General features: G+C 62.1%; 21 protein-coding genes and 2 pseudogenes. 9 read left to right on the top strand and 14 right to left on the bottom strand.

Translation table 11 applies throughout. From position 1 onward, the window contains the following. The 4 genes from O7A61_RS25365 to O7A61_RS25350 all read right to left on the bottom strand — a co-directional run. The coding region (locus O7A61_RS25365; protein WP_337132154.1) for a membrane dipeptidase at window positions 1-231 on the bottom strand (231 nt) is incomplete at its 3' end. A 96-nt stretch (window positions 232-327) separates the two neighbouring features. Continuing rightward, window positions 328-627 (bottom strand): GNAT family N-acetyltransferase, encoded by a 300-nt coding sequence (locus O7A61_RS25360; RefSeq protein WP_337132153.1) that lies wholly within the window; start codon window positions 625-627, stop codon window positions 328-330. Window positions 628-629: 2 nt separating this feature from the next. After that, complete coding sequence (locus tag O7A61_RS25355; RefSeq protein ID WP_337132152.1) at window positions 630-1250, bottom strand: alpha/beta hydrolase; 621 nt, start codon at window positions 1248-1250, stop codon at window positions 630-632. Between the two features lie 3 nt (window positions 1251-1253). Then, the gene (locus O7A61_RS25350; RefSeq protein WP_337132151.1) at window positions 1254-2186 is read right to left on the bottom strand and encodes a VOC family protein; all 933 of its coding nucleotides are present in this window, start codon (window positions 2184-2186) and stop codon (window positions 1254-1256) included. A 224-nt stretch (window positions 2187-2410) separates the two neighbouring features. On the opposite strand from O7A61_RS25350, the gene O7A61_RS25345 reads away from it, so the two are divergent. Further along, the gene (locus O7A61_RS25345; RefSeq protein ID WP_337132150.1) at window positions 2411-3970 is read left to right on the top strand and encodes an alkaline phosphatase family protein; all 1560 of its coding nucleotides are present in this window, start codon (window positions 2411-2413) and stop codon (window positions 3968-3970) included. 29 nt (window positions 3971-3999) lie between these two features. Here the strand turns inward: O7A61_RS25345 and O7A61_RS25340 are convergent, their stop codons facing one another. Further along, complete coding sequence (locus O7A61_RS25340) at window positions 4000-5301, bottom strand: PRC-barrel domain-containing protein (RefSeq protein ID WP_337132149.1); 1302 nt, start codon at window positions 5299-5301, stop codon at window positions 4000-4002. 282 nt (window positions 5302-5583) lie between these two features. On the opposite strand from O7A61_RS25340, the gene O7A61_RS25335 reads away from it, so the two are divergent. Beyond that, window positions 5584-6504: a diacylglycerol/lipid kinase family protein gene (locus O7A61_RS25335; RefSeq protein WP_337132148.1), complete on the top strand. Its 921-nt coding sequence runs from the start codon at window positions 5584-5586 to the stop codon at window positions 6502-6504. Window positions 6505-6532: 28 nt separating this feature from the next. Here O7A61_RS25335 and O7A61_RS25330 read toward each other — a convergent pair whose 3' ends face one another. The 3 genes from O7A61_RS25330 to O7A61_RS25320 all read right to left on the bottom strand — a co-directional run bounded on the left by O7A61_RS25330 (window position 6533) and on the right by O7A61_RS25320 (window position 7802). Then, window positions 6533-6733, bottom strand: a complete 201-nt coding sequence (locus O7A61_RS25330; protein ID WP_337132147.1) for a hypothetical protein — start codon at window positions 6731-6733, stop codon at window positions 6533-6535. 252 nt (window positions 6734-6985) lie between these two features. Next, window positions 6986-7465: a hypothetical protein gene (locus O7A61_RS25325; RefSeq protein WP_337132146.1), complete on the bottom strand. Its 480-nt coding sequence runs from the start codon at window positions 7463-7465 to the stop codon at window positions 6986-6988. 10 nt (window positions 7466-7475) lie between these two features. Continuing rightward, window positions 7476-7802, bottom strand: a complete 327-nt coding sequence (locus O7A61_RS25320; RefSeq protein WP_027141915.1) for a DUF883 family protein — start codon at window positions 7800-7802, stop codon at window positions 7476-7478. A 282-nt stretch (window positions 7803-8084) separates the two neighbouring features. Here O7A61_RS25320 and O7A61_RS25315 point away from each other — a divergent pair, with 282 nt between their 5' ends. Continuing rightward, window positions 8085-8540, top strand: coding sequence for a response regulator (locus O7A61_RS25315; protein WP_442921117.1), 456 nt, complete (start codon window positions 8085-8087; stop codon window positions 8538-8540). Between the two features lie 36 nt (window positions 8541-8576). Here the strand turns inward: O7A61_RS25315 and O7A61_RS25310 are convergent, their stop codons facing one another. After that, window positions 8577-9128 carry an RNA polymerase sigma factor gene (locus O7A61_RS25310; protein ID WP_010911883.1) on the bottom strand — a complete coding sequence of 184 codons (552 nt, stop codon included), beginning with the start codon at window positions 9126-9128 and terminating at the stop codon, window positions 8577-8579. 3 nt (window positions 9129-9131) lie between these two features. Continuing rightward, window positions 9132-9335 (bottom strand): NepR family anti-sigma factor, encoded by a 204-nt coding sequence (locus tag O7A61_RS25305; protein WP_032934943.1) that lies wholly within the window; start codon window positions 9333-9335, stop codon window positions 9132-9134. A gap of 217 nt (window positions 9336-9552) precedes the next feature. Between O7A61_RS25305 and O7A61_RS25300 the strand changes: the two genes are divergently transcribed. The 6 genes from O7A61_RS25300 (at window position 9553) to O7A61_RS25275 (ending at window position 12991) form a co-directional block, all read left to right on the top strand. Next, window positions 9553-10347 (top strand): response regulator, encoded by a 795-nt coding sequence (locus O7A61_RS25300; protein ID WP_337132144.1) that lies wholly within the window; start codon window positions 9553-9555, stop codon window positions 10345-10347. Between the two features lie 205 nt (window positions 10348-10552). Then, on the top strand, window positions 10553-10717 hold the full coding sequence (locus O7A61_RS25295; protein WP_006203859.1) for a DUF1328 domain-containing protein: 165 nt from the start codon (window positions 10553-10555) through the stop codon (window positions 10715-10717). 162 nt (window positions 10718-10879) lie between these two features. Then, window positions 10880-11914, top strand: coding sequence for a sensor histidine kinase (locus O7A61_RS25290; protein ID WP_337132143.1), 1035 nt, complete (start codon window positions 10880-10882; stop codon window positions 11912-11914). A 133-nt stretch (window positions 11915-12047) separates the two neighbouring features. Continuing rightward, on the top strand, window positions 12048-12224 hold the full coding sequence (locus tag O7A61_RS25285; protein ID WP_337132142.1) for a hypothetical protein: 177 nt from the start codon (window positions 12048-12050) through the stop codon (window positions 12222-12224). A 104-nt stretch (window positions 12225-12328) separates the two neighbouring features. Continuing rightward, window positions 12329-12613: a hypothetical protein gene (locus O7A61_RS25280; protein WP_337132141.1), complete on the top strand. Its 285-nt coding sequence runs from the start codon at window positions 12329-12331 to the stop codon at window positions 12611-12613. Window positions 12614-12745: 132 nt separating this feature from the next. Then, window positions 12746-12991 carry a YMGG-like glycine zipper-containing protein gene (locus O7A61_RS25275; RefSeq protein WP_027141909.1) on the top strand — a complete coding sequence of 82 codons (246 nt, stop codon included), beginning with the start codon at window positions 12746-12748 and terminating at the stop codon, window positions 12989-12991. Window positions 12992-13120: 129 nt separating this feature from the next. On the opposite strand, the gene O7A61_RS25270 is transcribed toward O7A61_RS25275, so the two are convergent. The 4 genes and pseudogenes from O7A61_RS25270 to O7A61_RS25255 all read right to left on the bottom strand — a co-directional run. Next, window positions 13121-14761 (bottom strand): CHASE domain-containing protein, encoded by a 1641-nt coding sequence (locus O7A61_RS25270; RefSeq protein ID WP_337132140.1) that lies wholly within the window; start codon window positions 14759-14761, stop codon window positions 13121-13123. Window positions 14762-14898: 137 nt separating this feature from the next. Continuing rightward, a pseudogene (locus O7A61_RS25265) lies at window positions 14899-15658 on the bottom strand (ATP-binding cassette domain-containing protein). Window positions 15659-15712: 54 nt separating this feature from the next. Beyond that, window positions 15713-17065: a sugar ABC transporter permease gene (locus tag O7A61_RS25260; protein ID WP_337132139.1), complete on the bottom strand. Its 1353-nt coding sequence runs from the start codon at window positions 17063-17065 to the stop codon at window positions 15713-15715. Window positions 17066-17207: 142 nt separating this feature from the next. Next, window positions 17208-17550, bottom strand: a pseudogene (locus O7A61_RS25255) (D-xylose ABC transporter substrate-binding protein); the annotation flags it as partial.

Below are 17550 nucleotides of genomic sequence, written 5' to 3'. Positions count from 1 at the left end.
GTCGCTCGGCGCCGAAGGCACGGCGCTGCGCCGCGCTTTCTCGACCGGCGGCGGAAAGATGGCGAACATGCCGCCGGCCAATCCGCCGGCCCTCGCACGCGGCAGGTCGATATGGCCGCCCGATTTCCCGTCGATGAACAGCTTTTCGACGTCGCTGTCCTTGGATTGATAGAGCCTCAGCAGCGTGTCGTTATGGCCGTCGAAGACGGGGACGAGGTCGGAGTCTGTCATAGGGGGTCATTCGGTTCGTTCATCGGCGCGGGAGCGATATATCATACCCACTTAGGCACGATGTGCTACCCGCGCAAACGACAAAGCCTGTCCGACCTACTGCTTCAGCACGTCGGCCCATTCCGGATGACGGCGGAACTGGGCGTTGGCGAACGGGCAGAGCGGGATGATCTTCTTGCCCGCTGCCCGCGCGTCCTCGACGGCGCGGGTGACGAGCCGAAGCCCGGCGCCCTGGCCGCGAAAGGCGTCCGGCACTGCGGTGTGGTCGATGATGAGCTGGTGCTCGCCGATCTTGGTGAAGGTCATCTCGGCCTCGGCGCCGCCGGGGCCGCGCACGAAGTAGCGACCCTTGGATCCGCGATCTTCAAGTTCGATCTCTGGCAGTTGATCGGGCATCTCTACACTCCTTGAGCGACACCGGCAAAAAGCCGCCGCGCCGCCTCGATTTCGTTTGGCCGCACCTCGTGCCCGCCGTCGTGCCACTCCACTGTGACATCGGCGCCATCGGCACGCAAATAGGCTTCCAGCCGCGCCGTCAGGTTCGGCGGGCAGATCGGATCGCGCCTGCCGGCGGTCACCAGGATGTGACGGCCGGCAAGGCTGCCTTTCACCTCCGGTTCGAACGGGATCAGCGGATGCATCAGCACCGAAGCGTCGAACAGATCAGGGGCTTCGAACACCAGCGAGGCCAGAATGTTGGCGCCGTTGGAATAGCCGAGGCCCAGCACGGCCGACGGCGTCGCAGCCTCGACTTGGGCCTTGACGAATTCAGCCATCTTGCGCGTCGCCCGCGCCAGGTCGTCCAGGTCGTAGACGCCCTCGCCGGTGCGGCGGAAGAAACGCGCCGCGCCTTGTTCGGAAACATCGCCGCGCGGCGAGATGATGGTGGCCTGGGGCGCGAGATCACGCCCCAGCGAAACAAGCTGGCTCTCGTCGCCGCCCGTGCCATGGAAGACGAAGAGCAGCGGACCGCCCGGCGAACCGGGCAGCACCTTGTGGATGAAAGCGTCGTTGCTCATCGCTCAACCCTCCAGCTTCTGCAGATGCTGTTCGAGATAGGGCCGCAGGTGCTGATGCTGCGTAGGCAGCTTCAGCGCCTCGCCGAGATGGGCGGTGTCCTCATCACGGTCGAAGCCCGGCTCGTTGGTGGCGACTTCGAACAGCACGCCGCCAGGCGTGCGGAAATAGATCGCCCAGAAATAGTCGCGGTCGATCACCGGCGTCACGCCATAACCCGTATCCATCAGCGCTTTGCGCACTTCGAGCTGCTTGGCGCGGTTCTCGACGGAGAAGGCGACATGATGGACGGAGCCCACGCCGAGATCGGCGAAAGGGGCAGTCGGCAGCGATTCGATGTCGACGACATCGGCGCCGTTGCCGTTCCTGATGGCGAGCCGCCTGACATTGCCTGACTTGTTGACCTCCTCGTAGCCCATGAATTTCAACAGCTCCTCGGTGGCGCCGCCATCCTTCAGCCTGAGCGAAACCGAGTGAAAGCCGCGGATCGCCTCGTCCGCGGCAATGCCGCCTTTCACCCAGGGCGCTCTGCTGTCGGCCTTGTCCTCGACGAGGGCAAAGCCATCGCCGTCCGGGCCGGCAAATCCGAGCCGCTTCTCGCCAAAGCTGTCCTCGCGGGCGACATTGGTTACGCCTTCGTCGGTGAAGCGTTCTTCCCAATAGGCGAGCGTGCCTTCCGGCACGGAGTAGGCCGTGGTGCCGACTTCGCCGACGCCATGGCGGCCTTTGCCAATATTGGGAAACGGGAAATAGGTCATTACCGAACCCGGCGTTCCGACCTCGTCGGCATAGTAGAGATGGTAGACGTCCGGCGCATCGAAATTGACCGTCTTCTTGACCCGGCGCAGGCCGAGCTTGTGGGTGAAGAAATCATTGTTCTGCCGTGCATCCCTGGCCATCGAGGTGACGTGATGCAGGCCCTTGATCTGGTCGAGCATGGTCTTTGCTCCTTCCCTTGGTGCTTGTGCGGCCTCGCCGCTGTCCACGCCAATATGAGGACGCGATCGATTGTGGCAAAGGCGGCAAACACAGAATGGACTGTGCTTAAAAAGTGAACAATGAGAAGGATCTCGTTCACCATCCAGCCAACAGCCTGGTCTTGCGCGGTTGATGGAAATCGGCTCCATGTTGCATTCGAACGTGCTGGGAAGGGGTAGCGCAAGTGACTGGAAAAGGCAGGCGGCCGAATGTCCTCCTCATCACTTGCGACCAGTGGCGCGGCGACTGCCTGTCGGCTGCCGGCCATGCCCAGGTGAAGACACCGAATGCCGATGCGCTGGCCGCCGAAGGTGTGCTGTTCAAGCGCCATTACGGCGGTGCGGCTCCGTGCTCGCCCGCGCGTGCCTGCCTTTACACGGGCCTCTACCAGATGAACAACCGTGTCTGTCGCAACGGCACACCGCTCGATGCCCGCCACGGCAATATTGCGCTTGCCGCGCGCAGCGTCGGTTACGATCCGACCTTGTTCGGCTATACCGATGTGTCGCTCGATCCGCGCCAGCTTGCACCGGCCGATCCGCGGTTGCACAGCTACGAAGGCGTGCTGCCCGGCTTCACTGTGCGCCAATTGCTGCCCGAACATCAGAAGCAGTGGTTGTCCTGGCTGAAGCAGCAGGGCATCGATGCCAGCGCTGGAAGTCCTGATATCCATCGTCCCGTTGGCGAGGCGGACGGCGCGGTGACTGAGGCGCCACCCATCTACTCGAAGGATCAGACGCCAACGGCCTTCCTCGCCGGCGAATTCATCCGCTGGCTGAGCGAGCAAGAGGAAGCCACGCCGTGGTTTGCGCATCTTTCCTTTATCAGCCCGCATCCGCCCTTCATCGTGCCGGAACCGTACAACATCCAATACGATCCGGCGGACGGCCCCGCTTTTCACCGCGCGGAAAGTTGGCGTGCCGAATCTCAGGGCCACCCCTACATCGCCTATGATCTTGGCCGGCAAGAACGCGCGAAGTTCCGCCCCGGCGCCACGGGCAAGGTACACGACTGGAGCGAGGACGATTTCCGCCGTATCCGGGCAATCTATTACGGCATGATTTCCGAGGTCGACGCGCAGCTCGGCCGCCTATGGCAAGCACTGAAGACCGAAGGCGCGTGGGACAACACCATCATCGTGCTCACCTCCGACCACGCCGAAATGATGGGCGACCATTTCATGCTGGGCAAGGGCGGCTATTTCGACGGCAGCTACCATATCCCGCTGATCATCCGCGATCCACGCCACCGTAAGGCCGCCGCCAGCAAGGTCGATCGCTTCACCGAAGCGGTGGACATTTTGCCTACGCTCATTGACCTGCTCGGCGTGGCTCCCGAGCCGCATCTTGACGGGTGCTCGCTGAAACCCTTCCTGAGTGGTGGAACTCCAGCCGTTTGGCGCGACGCCGCGCACTGGGAGTTCGACTTCCGCTCGGTCGCGGACGGTGAAGCCGAACAGCACTTCGGTATTACCTCGCGCCAGTGCAACCTCGCTGTCATCCGCACACAGAAATTCAAATACGTGTATTTTGGCGGCGGCTTGCCGCCCCTGCTTTTCGACATGGAGGACGACCCTGGCGAACTGAAGAACCTCGCCAACAGTCCGGCACACCGTTCCACCCGACTGGAATTCGCCGAAAGGCTGCTTGCCTGGCGAGCCGAACATCTCGACCAGTCGCTTGCACTCTGGGAACTGACGGAAAACGGGGTGGCTGGATATGCCAGGTCGCAAACAGGGCGGTAAGGGATTTCCCCTACCGCCCGCATCCTTGCCTAGCGGACGACGAGGCGCTGCTCGTCGCGCTTCTGGGCGTAGGAGCCCTTATTGTAAGCCGCTTGCTTCTCAAGCTGCTCCTTGGTGAAGGTCGTATAAAGGTACTTCTTGCCGTTCTTGTCGGTCATGAACTTCAAATTATCCATGCCGACCGCGACCTCCTTCGAGCCGATCCCGAGGAAGCCGCCGACATCGACGATCACGGCATCGGTTTTCTTGTCGGGCGTCAGCACGACATCGCCGATCTCGCCGACCTTGGCGTCGTTGGCGCCATAGATCGTCGTGCCCTTCAGATCGTCAGCCCTGATCTCGCCGATCGGCATCTCCGTCAGTTTCGACTTGTCGATGGCTGCGGTCTTCGTCTGGTCAGGAGCCGTGGCGTCAGCCGGCGCCGCCGCTGTCTTGTTCGCCGGAGCGGCAGCGGGGGCTGTCGTGACGGAAGGCGCTGTTGCCGGCGCGGTTGCCGCCGGCGCGTTCGATGCCGTCGTGGCCGGCGCCGGATCATAGGCCTTGCGATTGAAGTCCGGCTGGGCCTGCAGCTCTTCCTTGGTGGTCTGCGCCACCAGCCAGCGGTCGCCGTTCTTCTGCGCCCACTTCGCCTTGGCGAAATCATAGGCGACGTTCTTTTCGCCTATCCCGAGGAAGCCGCCGACGCCAATAATCAGCGACTGCGCCTTGCCTTCCTTGGTCAGCACGATGTCGTTGACGTCGCCGATCTTCTGCGCGTCATCGCCTGTGCCGTTGTAGACATTTTCGCCGATGATGTTTGTGGCCAGATTGCCATCAGCCTGTTTCACCGGTTCCGCGTTCGCCTCTGCGGGCTTCTGTGCGGTGTCGGTCGACGTGGCCGGCGCCTGGGCAGTCGTCGATGCGGCCGGGGCCGGCGCATAAGCTTTGCTGTCGAACTCCGGATGCGCCTTCAGTTCGTCCTTGGTTGTCTGGGCCACGAGCCAGCGGTCGCCGTTCTTCTCGGCCCATTGCAGCTTGTCATAGTCGAAGGCGACATTCTTGGTTCCGACGCCGAGAAAGCCGCCCACGCCGATGACAACGGATTTCGCCATGCCGTCCTTGTCAAAGACGACGTCAGTGACCTTGCCGATATTCTCGGCATTGTCACCAGTGCCGTTGTAGACGGTCTCGCCGATGATATTGGTGACGATGCTGCCTTCCGCCCGTATCACTGGCGCTGCCGGCTCCTGGGCGGCCGGTGGGTTCGCGGGGGCTGGGGTTGCGTTTTGCGCGAAGGCACCGGTTGCAACCATTGTTGCAAGGGCGGTGGTCGCTAAAAGGGTGCGGATCATGATAATCTCTCCTCGTGCCTGATTTCGTGCACGCCGCGTAGATCGGGCGCGGCATCTCTACAGTTTCACAACGTCGTGACCATGCTGTTGTTCCGACAAAAACCGCGGCTCCGAGACCAAAACCACCAAGTAGATGCGTAACCGCCAGCCGACGCAACCCCTGGATTCCGACCTTGGATACTGGCCTGGATTCCAGCACAACCGGAACCTTTCCTGGTCCACTGCGTTCAACCTCCGGCTAGGCACGCCTGGGCCAGTTTTGATTGAACAGCGGAGCCGGGCATGAATTTTGCAGCGGTGCTGAACCGGGACGGCGGCACCTTGCGCACCACCAATCTCATGGCCTTTTCCGACCGGATGCGTCAGACGCTGGAATCGGCGGGCCATTCTCTTAGCATCGACATCGTTGCCGGCCGGGATATCGTGGAAACCCTCGACAGCGCCGTCTCGCGCCGCACCGTCGACGTCGTGCTCGCCGGCGGCGGCGACGGAACCATCTCAGCTGCGGCTGCCAGGCTGATGGGCAAGAAAAAGGCGCTCGCCATATTGCCGGCCGGCACGATGAACCTGTTCGCGCGCGGCCTCGGCATTCCGCAGTCGCTCGATACCGCGCTGGAATCCTTCGCCGACGGCGAAATCATTGCCGTCGACATGGCCACGGCCAATGGCCAGCCATTCGTTCATCAGTTCTCGATCGGCATGCATGCCAAGATGGTGCAACTGCGCCAGAAGATGGAATTCCGGTCGCGCCTGGGTAAGATCGGTGCTTCAGCCAAGGCCGCCTGGGCGACGATCAAGAACCCTCCGGCAATGAACGTTACGCTTGGCATTGGCGACGCCGAGGTGACGGCGCGCATATCGGGCATCGGCGTAACCAACAATCTGTTCGGCGAAGGCCATTTGCCTTATGCCGACAACCCTGCGGGCGGCGTGCTTGGCATCTACGTCACGGTGGCGCAACAGCGCGCTGAACTGGTCAAGTTCTTCTTCAATATGGCGCGCGGCAAATGGCGCGACAACGAGCACGTCGAAATCCATCAGGCCGACCGTGCAGTGCTGAAAATCCATTCCGGCGGCAGAAAATTTCGCGCCGTGATGGATGGCGAACTGGTCAGGCTCGATTGTGAGACGACAATCGAAATCAAACCCGGAGCGCTCAATGTCCTGGTGCCGGCCAGCGTGGCCCAGGCGAAGGCCGCCTGATGCGGTGTGAAGCCACGGGAGCCGCGATTTAGCCGGAGGGCGCCGGGCCGGAATTCGGCGGAGCGGGGACGTGTTGTTCGCCTGTGTTCGGTGCTTTGATCAGCTCGCCGTAAATCTCGACGACACCCCAGGCGATGAGCGCAAGGAGCAGTCCGGCGATCAGGATTTGGAACCCATGCCAACCCCATCGCCCCTGACGCGCTTTGTTTTCGGGAATGTTCTTGGTCATAGCGGTTCCTCATCTGGCTTCGCGTTGGCTGGCCCGATCGGCAAATCACGCTCGGGTAACGGTCCCTCGCAAGGATGGTTCCGGCTGCAAGGCTGTCTCGGGCCGGCGGGGGCAAGGACATCAAGGCAAGCCGTTGGAGACCTGGTTGGATAGCAGGGTGGAAACTGTGTTCAGCGCGACGGCGTCTTCGCCGAGATATCGATGGCGCTGGAATATCTGTCGAAGTGACACGAGGCGGGCCGGCCGGCGCTGCTATCCCTCGCCGGCATCCGGACGGTCGGCGTCGGACTTCACGTTCTCGCGGTAGATGGCATAGGCCGCGAGTGCCACGGCCGGACCAAGAATAATCCCGAGCCCACCTTTTCCCTTGAGCCCACTTTTTCCCTTGAGCAATGTCGGTAGCACCGCGAGCGCGGCCGTAATGCCGATCGCCTTCATGTCGGCCTTGCGCCGCCTTGCTTCGCGGGGGACCTGGGCGCCCGACACCAGCCGATGGATCAGAACAATAAGGCCCGCGATCACCAGCAAGCCGACACCGAAGCCAACCGCGGCAGCCAGCGATCCATAGCGCGCCGATGTCCAGATGTAAGCCGCCCCGACCAGGAAGCCGAGGCCGCAGAATGCCGCCAGCGCTGCAAGCGCATAGACGATGGCCGCCGTGCGCGCGCGGCGCACCACAGCCATTGTTTCACCCGAAGCGAAACCCGAGAGCAGGGAAGCCAGCAGTCCCATCTCGGCGAAACTAGCGACGCGCGAGCAGCGCGAACAGGAAGCCGATGCCAGCGGCGATTGCCAGCGATGTTACCGGCTTTTCGCGTACGCTTGCCACCATTTGCGCCTCGATATCCCTGGCGTTGCCGCGCAGGCTGTCGAAGGCGGCCTCCCCTTGGGCGCGCAACTGCTCGACGCCTTCGGCCGCCGCCCGGCGGGCCGTGCCGTAGCCGTGTTCACCGATCTGGGCCAACTGTTTGGTGAGCTTGTCGATATCGGCCTTCAACTGCCTGATGTCGGCTTCAAGATCTGAATTCGTCCGCGCTTCGTTGGCGGTTTTCCCTGCGGCGGTTGCCATTGCTTAACTCCTTGTGATTGCTCGATTTCAAACGCGATGCGCGTCTCAAGGTTCCGATGCCGGGGCAAACTAGGCGAAAACCAGGTCATGCGCACCCGATCCCCCAACTCTGGCAAGAAGCGCTGCGTCAGATCAGCGGCCGTAACGGCCATTCCTCGCAAGGATATTGCCGGCTTGAAAAAACACGCTCGGTCTTGCTTGGCATTTCGCCCCTTGCAAATGCCTACCGCCAGCAGGTCCGTTCTACGCGCCTGCCTGAGATTGGCCTTTCATCGGAGGCGCATATCTTTTTTAAATGACAACACACCGAATTGCGATCATGACTCCCGACGTTTCAAGGAGCAATTGCCTGTGCCTCAATTACTTGACGGATTGCGCATTCTTGTCCTGGAGGATGAATACCTCATAGCCATGGATGTCGAGCAACTCTGCCGCGACCACGGTGCAAGCGAGGTGGTGGTTGCCCGCGACCTGGCCGAGGTCGATGGCCGGAAGGTCGCGACGGATTTCGACACGGCCATTGTCGATCTAGTGCTGGGCGGTGCCTCGACGCTCGAATTCGCCGCGGGCCTGCGTGAAGCCGGCGTCCCGTTCGTATTCGCGTCCGGCTATTCGGATGCGGACGAGATCAAAGCGTCATTCCCCGGAGTGAGGCTGGTCACCAAGCCCTATTCAGGCGAAGACCTCGTCGAAGCCGTGGCGCTGGCCTACGGTCACGGCTCCCCTGGCAGAGACTGACGCGACACGTCCGCATCGCCATTATTCGGCCCGCATTCAATGCGCCGCCGTCCCCGTGACCTGAGCCGAGATCGCATCGGGACCATACTCGTCCTCGCCGGAGATTTTCAGGATTTCCTGCAGGCGCGTGCGGGCCCTGCTGACGCGGCTCTTGATCGTTCCGACCGCGCAACCGCAAATTTCAGCGGCCTCCTCATAGGAGAAGCCCGAAGCGCCGATCAGGATGATGGCTTCGCGCTGGTCCTCCGGCAATTGCTCGAGAGCGCCGCGAAAATCCTTGAGGTCGAGTTGGCCGTGCTGGGCAGGGTGCACTGCAAGCCGGGCCGTCATGATGCCGTCGCTGTCCTGCACCTCGCGGCCGCGCTTGCGCATTTGCGAATAGAATTCATTGCGCAGGATCGTGAAAAGCCACGCCTTGAGGTTGGTGCCGGGCTGAAAGCTCTCATGCTTGTCCCAGGCCTTGACCAGCGTTTCCTGAACGAGATCGTCGGCCTTGTCGGCATTCTGCGTCAGCGACACGGCAAAAGCCCGCAAGCTTGGGATTGCTCCAAGCAAATCGGTCTTGAAGCCTTGGGAGACCGCTGCCATGCCTCAGTCCTTCTTCTGTGCGGGTTCAGCCTGTTCCAGTTGGCTGAGCAACCGGGCGAAGCGATCCGGCACATTGTCGGAGACCAGCTCGTCATAATATTGTTTGAGTTTGCGCCCGATTTCGGAGTTCGGCCCAAGAGGGTCGCCGACGCCGTTCCGGCGCCTGCCCGCGGCGCCAGCCAGAATATCTTTCGTCATATCCTTCATTTCGCCCTTTTATTCCCAGAACTCAAGCCGCTCATACGCAACACAAGGCAAGCGCCGCCCTCGTCTGGTTTGCCCAACCCGACCTCCAAACGCCATTGCCACTGATTCGTTCCATATCGGCGGAACTTTTTCGGAAAAGCGGCGTTATTTTCGCTGGGCTTGCAATCAGCTTGACCTGCAATGCATCCAACCGCGTCATTTGAGGGAGACGTCCATCATGAGCTTGTCCGCCACCATCGCTCCGCATCTGCCGTTCCTGCGGCGCTTCTCGCGTGCCGTCTCGGGATCGCAGGAGAGCGGCGACGCGCTGGTCGCCGCGATGCTTGAGGCCATCATTGCCGATGTCGACATTTTCCCGGAGGCGTCGAGTGACCGGATCGCCTTGTACAAGGTTTTTGCCAAGCTCTTCACATCCGTTGCCATCCGCGTTCCGCAGGAGCAGTCACAATCGGCCTGGGAGCAGCGCGCGGCCGCCAATCTCAATGCGATCGCGCCGCTTCCCCGCCAGGCCTTCCTGCTGGTTGCCGTCGAGGGTTTCAGCGAGGACGAGGCGGCCGAAATCCTCGATGTCGGCGACCAGCAGTTCTCCGAGCTGCTCGCCCAGGCAAGCAACGAGATTTCCCGTCAGGTGGCGACCGACGTGCTGATCATCGAGGATGAGCCGCTGATCGCCATGGACATAGAGGAGATGGTCGAAAGCCTCGGTCATCGGGTCGTGGGAACGGCGCGCACCCATGCCGAAGCGGTGACGATGTTCGGCAAGACCCGGCCGAAGATGGTACTGGCCGATATCCAACTCGCCGACGGCAGTTCAGGCATCGAGGCCGTGAACGAAATCCTCTCTTCGACATCGGTGCCGGTGATCTTCATCACCGCCTTTCCCGAACGTCTCCTGACCGGAGAGCGCCCCGAACCCGCCTTCCTCGTGACCAAACCGTTCAATCCCGACATGGTCAAGGCGCTGATCAGCCAGGCGCTGTTCTTCGACCGGCAGGCCAAGGCTGCCGCATAGGTCGCTGCCTCGGACGCAGGACAGAGACATCAAGGCGGGGGATGCGATTGTTTCCGGCGGCCTTTTTGACAAGCCGGATCGGCCACCGGCGACTTTCCGGCCCGCGCCGCCCGGGAACGATTTGCAAGCACCGTCTTTTTCGGCGAAGGGTGGAACAAACCGCATCCACCCACGTTTTTGTCGCATCATTGGAAGGAGATGAGCCATGCTTTACTGGGCGCTCGTATTTCTCGTCGTGGCGATTATCGCCGGCGCGCTTGGTTTCGGCGGCATTGCCGGCACCTCCGCCGGTATAGCGCAGATATTGTTCTTCATCTTCCTGGCTTTCCTGATCATTTCGCTTCTGGCCGGCCTGTTCAGGCGCGCGTGAGCCTGGCGAGTCATCAGGCGAACACTGGAAGCCGCACCCCTCAAACGGTTTCCAGCCACCGCCGGGCGGCGTCCTTCAATGGATACCGTCCGGCGGACCGCTTTTAGGGGAACTCATTCGACAGTGAGCCGTTCAGCCTGAGTTGGGTGAACAGATTGACCTATGCGCTCCAGGACTTCAGATAAGACGGAAGGCGCGCGGAGCGATGAAGTCATCGCCATGCACCCCGCTGAAAGCGGCATGCAGCTTGGCCGTGCCCTTCTTCACGCCCTGCACAATGCCGGCATTTCCGTCCTTTATCAGGATCGCGAGATGAAGACCGTGTGGGCCCGCAACATGCGCGCGCCCTGGGCCTCCGATGAGGTCGAGGGGAATGGCATCCTGCCGATGGCGCAGACCGACCGCATCGCCGCCGCCAAGCGCGAGGTGGTCGCGACCGGCGATGCTCAGCGCCTTGAAATCAGTGTCCCGGTCGAGAACGGCGTTCGCTGGTTTCAGATCTGGGTCGATGCCGACCGAGGCGATGATGGCAATGTACAAGGCGTCGTCACCACCATGGTTGAGACGACCGAGCAGAAGCGGCGCGAACAGACACTGACGACGTTGCTGCGTGAAGTCAGCCACCGCTCGAAGAACCTGCTGGCTATCATCCAGAGCATCGCGACCCAGACCGGTCGTTATTCCGACGGCGTCGGCGACTTCCTGACGCGCTTCCGCGGCCGGCTGCAGTCGCTGGCCTCCTCCCAGGATCTGGTGACATCCTCCAACTGGCGAGGGGCAGCCCTTCATGAACTGGTGGCGAGCCAGGTCGGCCGCTACGGAGCGAACCCATCGCACAGCCTTCGCTTCCGTGGCGCCAATCCCTACCTCAATCCCAACGCCGCGCTGCATATTGGCTTGGCGATGCATGAACTCGCCGTCAACTCCGTCAGCTACGGCGCCCTGTCCCGGCCGGACGGTTTCGTCGAGGTCACCGCCGACCTCAACGCCGCCGTCACGGGGGACGTGGCCTTGTCTTTGACATGGGCCGAAACGATAGGGACCGACGACGATGGGGGCGGTCAAAAGCGATTCGGCAGCGTCGCGTTGGAGCGTGTGGTACCAGCGTCCCTGAACGGAACCGCGAACCTCGATATCGGCGACGGCCACCTCGAATACCGCCTGGTCGTTCCGCACAGCAATTTCGAGACGCAGTGAGAGCCCGGCAAGCAGCGATTCTTAACCGGCTGTTCACCATAAGAGCGAATACTGTTTTTCCCAGACATCGCCGGAACCCACCCCTTTTTCGGACATTGTTGGCAGGCTTGCAGCGTGGTATGGGAGGAACGTCTTGACGGTTGCCGACATGAACAGACTGGAACAAGCCGCCCGGATTTCGATGGGCGAATTTCAGGAATCCGAATCCTTCGCAAGAACACTCCCTGAAGCAGGCAAGGGTTTGATGAAGGGGCTCGTTCTTGCGCTGGCCGCGATAATGTCGCTGGCCGTTCTTTGGCAGTTGACCTGACTTAGGTCCTGCTCTCCTCACCGTGCGCGCTGTTGAAATCGCCGATCTTAACGCGGGGGCACCTTCGACCGTGAGAGTCTCGTTGGAATGACAGGAACTTTTTGATGATGTCGGTCGTTATTGCGGCCAGAGGAACATCTGTCATGCAACACATAACCGCGTTGGCCGAATGCCGGGAACTGCAGGTCCCCGTCAGTGTTTTTACGATTGCTGACGAATGCAACGCTGAGCGCCCCGTCGCGATGGGCGACGTACAGGGGCATGCGCAGTATGTCGTCACCAAATGCCTCGCGGTCGATCCCGCGTTGGAGGACGAGTACGATCAAATTGTCTGGAAGATGCGGCCAGACGGTAGCCTTGACGCTTCGTTGACCATATCGGCCTCGTGATGGCGTCGAACACGATCCGCCCAGAAAAAGACGATGTTAATCAACAATAAATTGCAGCAGCAAAGGCCGTCGTTTCGTGCTAAACGGCGGTTGGAGCTTACTAAAGTGTGGACACAAGTGAGGAGTGACTCTATGCGGAAAATACTTATTGCCATGGTTGCGGTGGTCGCCGTCAGCGGCTGCACCACGACCGAGCAGGACGTCGTCGGCGGCGGCTTGATCGGTGCGGGCGTAGGCGGGTTGGTCGGCGGCGGCAAGGGCGCGCTGATCGGCGCGGCCGTCGGTGCCGGGTCCGGCCTGCTGGTTCGCAACCTGCGCAACGGCTACTGCCAGTATCGCGATCATCGCGGCCGTATCTATACGGCCCGCTGCAACTAATTCAGCGATTAGAGCAATCAGGAGCGGCTCGGCGATTTCTATCAAACGCTGAACCGCTCTAATGGAATACAAAACCGGGGGCCATATCCGGCCTCCGGATTTTCTTGGCCGTTGCCGACCGGCAGGATTTCAGCCGACCAACGGAATTCTGATTTCCACCTTCAGGCCGTCAGCCTGGAAATCCCGCTTGATCGTGCCGCGCAATTCGCGGGTGACGTTGAGGTCGATCAGTTTCGTACCGAATCCGGTCACGGCCGGCGCCTCGATCTTGTTTTTTCCAGCTTCCCGCCAGTTCAGCGCCAGGATCCGCTCGCGTCCACGCCCTTCCAGCGACCAGTCCACTTTCAGCGCCCAATCCCCCTTGGACGAATTCGCGGAATTGCCGGCTTCACCGTATTTCAGCGCATTGGTGGCGAGTTCATGAAAGGTCAGGCCAAGCGCCTGCGTCGTGGTTTCATCGAGCAGCACCTCCGGGCCTGACAGGAGCCCCTCCGGCAACTCCTTGCCGAACACCTGGCCGAGCTCGATGCGCAGCAGGTCGGCAAGGTCGGCTTTCTGCCAGCGTGAGCGCGTCAACATGTCCTGCGAGGCGGCCATCGCCTGCAGCCTGGCCGAGAAGGAATTGGAGAACTCATTGACGTCGGTTGCCCGCGACGCCGTCTGCCGGGCGATCGCCAGCACCCTGGTGATCGAGTTCTTGATGCGATGCTTCATCTCCTGCAGCATCAGGTCCTTTTCGAGCAGGCTCTTTTCCGTTGTTTCATGCAAGGCCGACACCGCGTCATAGGCTCGCTCCTGATAGCGCGCCACCAGCGCGATGGCGCCGGCCAGGAGCAGGCCGAACAGTCCCAGCATCACAGGGATGGCGCGCGACGAGGGTTGCGAGAAGGCACTGGTCGGCCTGAACAACACGGTCCACGGGCGCCCCGCCACGGTCATCTTGCGGGTGACCAGCAGCCGGTCTCCCAAGGATGAAGCCGGTGGCGTCTCCGAGCGGAACAACAGATTGTCGCTGTTTGCCGTTCCGTCATAGATCTCTGTGTTGACTGGCAGCAGCGGCGCGCGGCTCAGCGCGATCTGGAACAGATCCCGGGCGCGGAAGGCGGCATAGAGAAAGCCGGCGGTCGAGGAGCGCGATGCGTTGATGACCTCCGGCGCCGTTTCGACGTTGAGCCGCACGAAGACCAGGAAGCCGGTGAAGGTCTGCGCGGCACCCGTGCCCTGGCCGAGCTGCACCAGCCCGCTTGCATGCTGTTGGTCGTCGGCCATCGCCTTTTCGATCGCCGCGCGCCGCACCGGCTCGCTGAACATGTCGTAGCCGATGCTGGCCTGGTTGGACGGATCCAGCGGCTCGAAAAGCGCAACCGGCGTGCGCCAGGGCTGCGTCGTATCCGGATAGACCGGATGGCTGGCGCCGAAATCGTGGAGGATGTCGCGTTCGACCGTTGCCTCGTCGCCCGTCTTGACCAGCCGCAGGAAGCCGATGCCGCGCAGGCCGCCGAAATTGCTGTCGACATCCAGCGCCTTGAAGAAGGCCTTGAACTCGTTCTGGGAAATATCGCCGTTGCGCGCGTCGAACAGGGCCTGTGTCGAGCGCAGCAGCGACAGATGCAGGTCGATGCGGCTCTCGATCCGATTGAGGGCGTCATCGGCCGCCCCTTCGAACTTGATGCGGGCGGCTTCCTGCGTCGCGAAATAAGCGAATCCCGCCATGGTCATGCTGATCAATGCAACGGCAATGAACGCGACGATTGGAAAAAGCTTCTTCAACGGATGATGCGGTCCACGATCAAACAGGACCTTTATGGGCAAGTCGCCGGGCCAACACAATGGTCAGGCCAAGCCATCGTGATCACTGGCATATCATGTGAACGGCAACGGGGCGTGCCTGAGCAGCCTGGCCGGCCTCAGGCGGCGATCTTCAGCGCACCCGGCCCCCGGTATGGCACCTGGAGGACATTTACCCAGGATGATCATGCCCAGCACCTCGTCCTGGGTGACATCCATGGTGCGTGCCGTGCCGACGACCTGACCGTTCTTCATCACGCAGACCCGGTCGGCAAGCTCGAACACGTCGTGGATGTCGTGGCTGATCAGGAAGATGCCGATGCCGTCGGACTTGAGCTGCCTGACCAGTTCGCCGACCTGTGCCGTTTCCTGGGGGCCGAGTGCCGCCGTCGGCTCGTCCATGATCAGGATGCGGGCGTTGAACAGGATGGCGCGTGCGATCGCCACTGACTGGCGCTGTCCGCCCGACAGTTTGATCACCGGTTCCTTGAAACGCTGGAAGCGAGGATTGAGCCGCCCCATCACCTTGCGCGCCTCGGCCTCCATGGCGACGTCGTCGAGCGTGCCCCAGGCGGTCATCAGCTCGCGGCCGAGGAACAGATTGGCGGCGGCATCGACATTGTCTGCCAGCGCCAGCGTCTGGTAGATCGTCTCGATGCCGTATTTCTTGGCGTCGCGCGGGTTGGAGATCGCTGCCTCCTCGCCATTGACGAAGATCTGGCCGGAGTCGCGCTTGTAGGCGCCGGCCAGGATCTTGATCAGCGTCGACTTGCCGGCGCCGTTGTGGCCGAGCAGCGCCACGACCTCGCCGGGGAAAAGATCGATCGAGGCATCGTCGACGGCACGGATGCCGCCGAAGGCGATCGAGATATTACGCATGTCGACCAGCGCGGTGGCTGCAGGAGCAGTCTTGTCAATCACGGTGATGCCTCCCTAAACGCGCTTGCGGTAAACGGTGTCGAGCCACACCGCGATGACCAGCACGGCGCCGACGACGATGCTCTGCAGCGGCGAATCGACGCCGAGCAGCACCATGCCCGACTGCAGCGACTGCATCAGCAACGCGCCGAGCATGGCGCCGATGATCGTTCCCGAGCCGCCGGCAAGCGACGTGCCGCCGATGACGGCCGCGGCAATGACGAGCAGTTCATCCAAGGTTCCAAGCACATTGGTGGCCGAGTTCTGCCGGGCCGACGAAATGGCGGCGGCGATCGTGGCCAGCACGCCCATGATCATGAACACCTTCATGGTGATCCAGCGCGTGTTGATGCCGGCGAGGTTGGCCGCTTCCGGATTGCCGCCGATGGCAAAGACATAACGGCCGAAACGGGTGCGTTTTGTGATGAAGGTCATGACCAGACCGACGGCGACGGCCATCAGTACCGGTATGGCGATGCCGTGGGCGATGAATAGCCCGCCCTCCGGCACGGTGATGTTGTTGGCTGCCGCGTACCGGTTCACGATGCCGATCGGCCACGGATAGGAGTTGGCCAGCCACACCGCGCCCATGATGACGGCACAGGTGACGACGCCGAGCAGCGTCTCGGCCCAGATCGGCCGCAGCGGGAAGCGGAACCGCTTGCGCTGCACCCGCCCGTTGAACAGCGCAAACACGACGGCCAGGCAGGCGACGATGCCTACGACCCAACTCCAGGTCGCACCGATCGATCCGGCCGGTCCGCCGCCCATCAGCTGGAAGGTGGCGTCGAGCGGTGCCACCGTCTGGCCGCTGGTGACCCACCAGGCGGCACCGCGCCAGACCAGCAGGCCGCCCAGCGTGACGATGAAGGCCGGCACTTCGAGATAGGCGATGACGAAGCCCTGGAAGGCGCCGATCAAAAGGCCGAGCGCCAGGCCGATGACCAGTGCCAGCACCCAGATCCATGGATTGCCGAGTTCAAGCCCCACGAACCGGACCAGGAAGTGCACCTGGGCAAAGCCCATGACCATGCCGATCAGGCCCTCGGCGGAACCAACGGAGAGGTCGATGTTGCGCATGACGATGACCAGCACCATGCCGCAGGCCATGATTGCGACCGCGGACGTCTGCACCGACAGATTCCACAGATTGCGCGGCGTCAGAAACGTGCGGCTGTCGAAATCGAGCGGATTGACGCCAAGACGCAAGCTCGAAATCACATGCAGCGCGACCCAGATCAGCAGCAGGGCGCCGATCATGCCGAGCATACGGGTGTCGATCTCGGTCGCTTTCAGGAACCGGGCGACCGCGCCGAGTTCCGAAGCGCGCGCGGTATCGGCCTGCAGGTTGGACGTCGTGTCGGTCATGATTTCCTCCAACCGGCTGGCCGTCTGACGCGGATGCCGAACCCAGCCTAGAAGCTATCCGCGTGATGCGGAAACACAAATCTTTTTGAGAAAACGCCGCGGCTTGGGGGCCGCGGCGCCTTCATTCTTCAAGCGGTCAAACTCAGTTGCAGGCCGCGACGCTGCCGGCGGCGACACCCGCGCAGACTTCGTCCTTCTTGATCCAGCCGGCGTCGATGACGAGGTTGAGATTGTCCTTGGTGATGGCGACCGGGGTCAGGAACAGCGACTTGACGGCGTTGCCGCCAGGCGTCGTGAAGTCCTTCGCGCCGGCGATGTCGGTCATCTTCTTGCCGTCGGCGAGCTGCGAGGCGATCTCGGCGGCGTTCTTGCCGAGTTCACGCGCATCCTTCCACACCGACACGGTCTGGGTGCCGAGCGCGATGCGGTTGAGCGCGGCGTGGTCGCCGTCCTGGCCAGAGACCGGCACGGTGCCGGCGAGCCCC

Source organism: Mesorhizobium sp. Cs1321R2N1, from assembly GCF_037179725.1.
Taxonomy (GTDB): domain Bacteria; phylum Pseudomonadota; class Alphaproteobacteria; order Rhizobiales; family Rhizobiaceae; genus Mesorhizobium; species Mesorhizobium salmacidum.
This window is presented reverse-complemented; position numbering and strand designations above follow the sequence as displayed.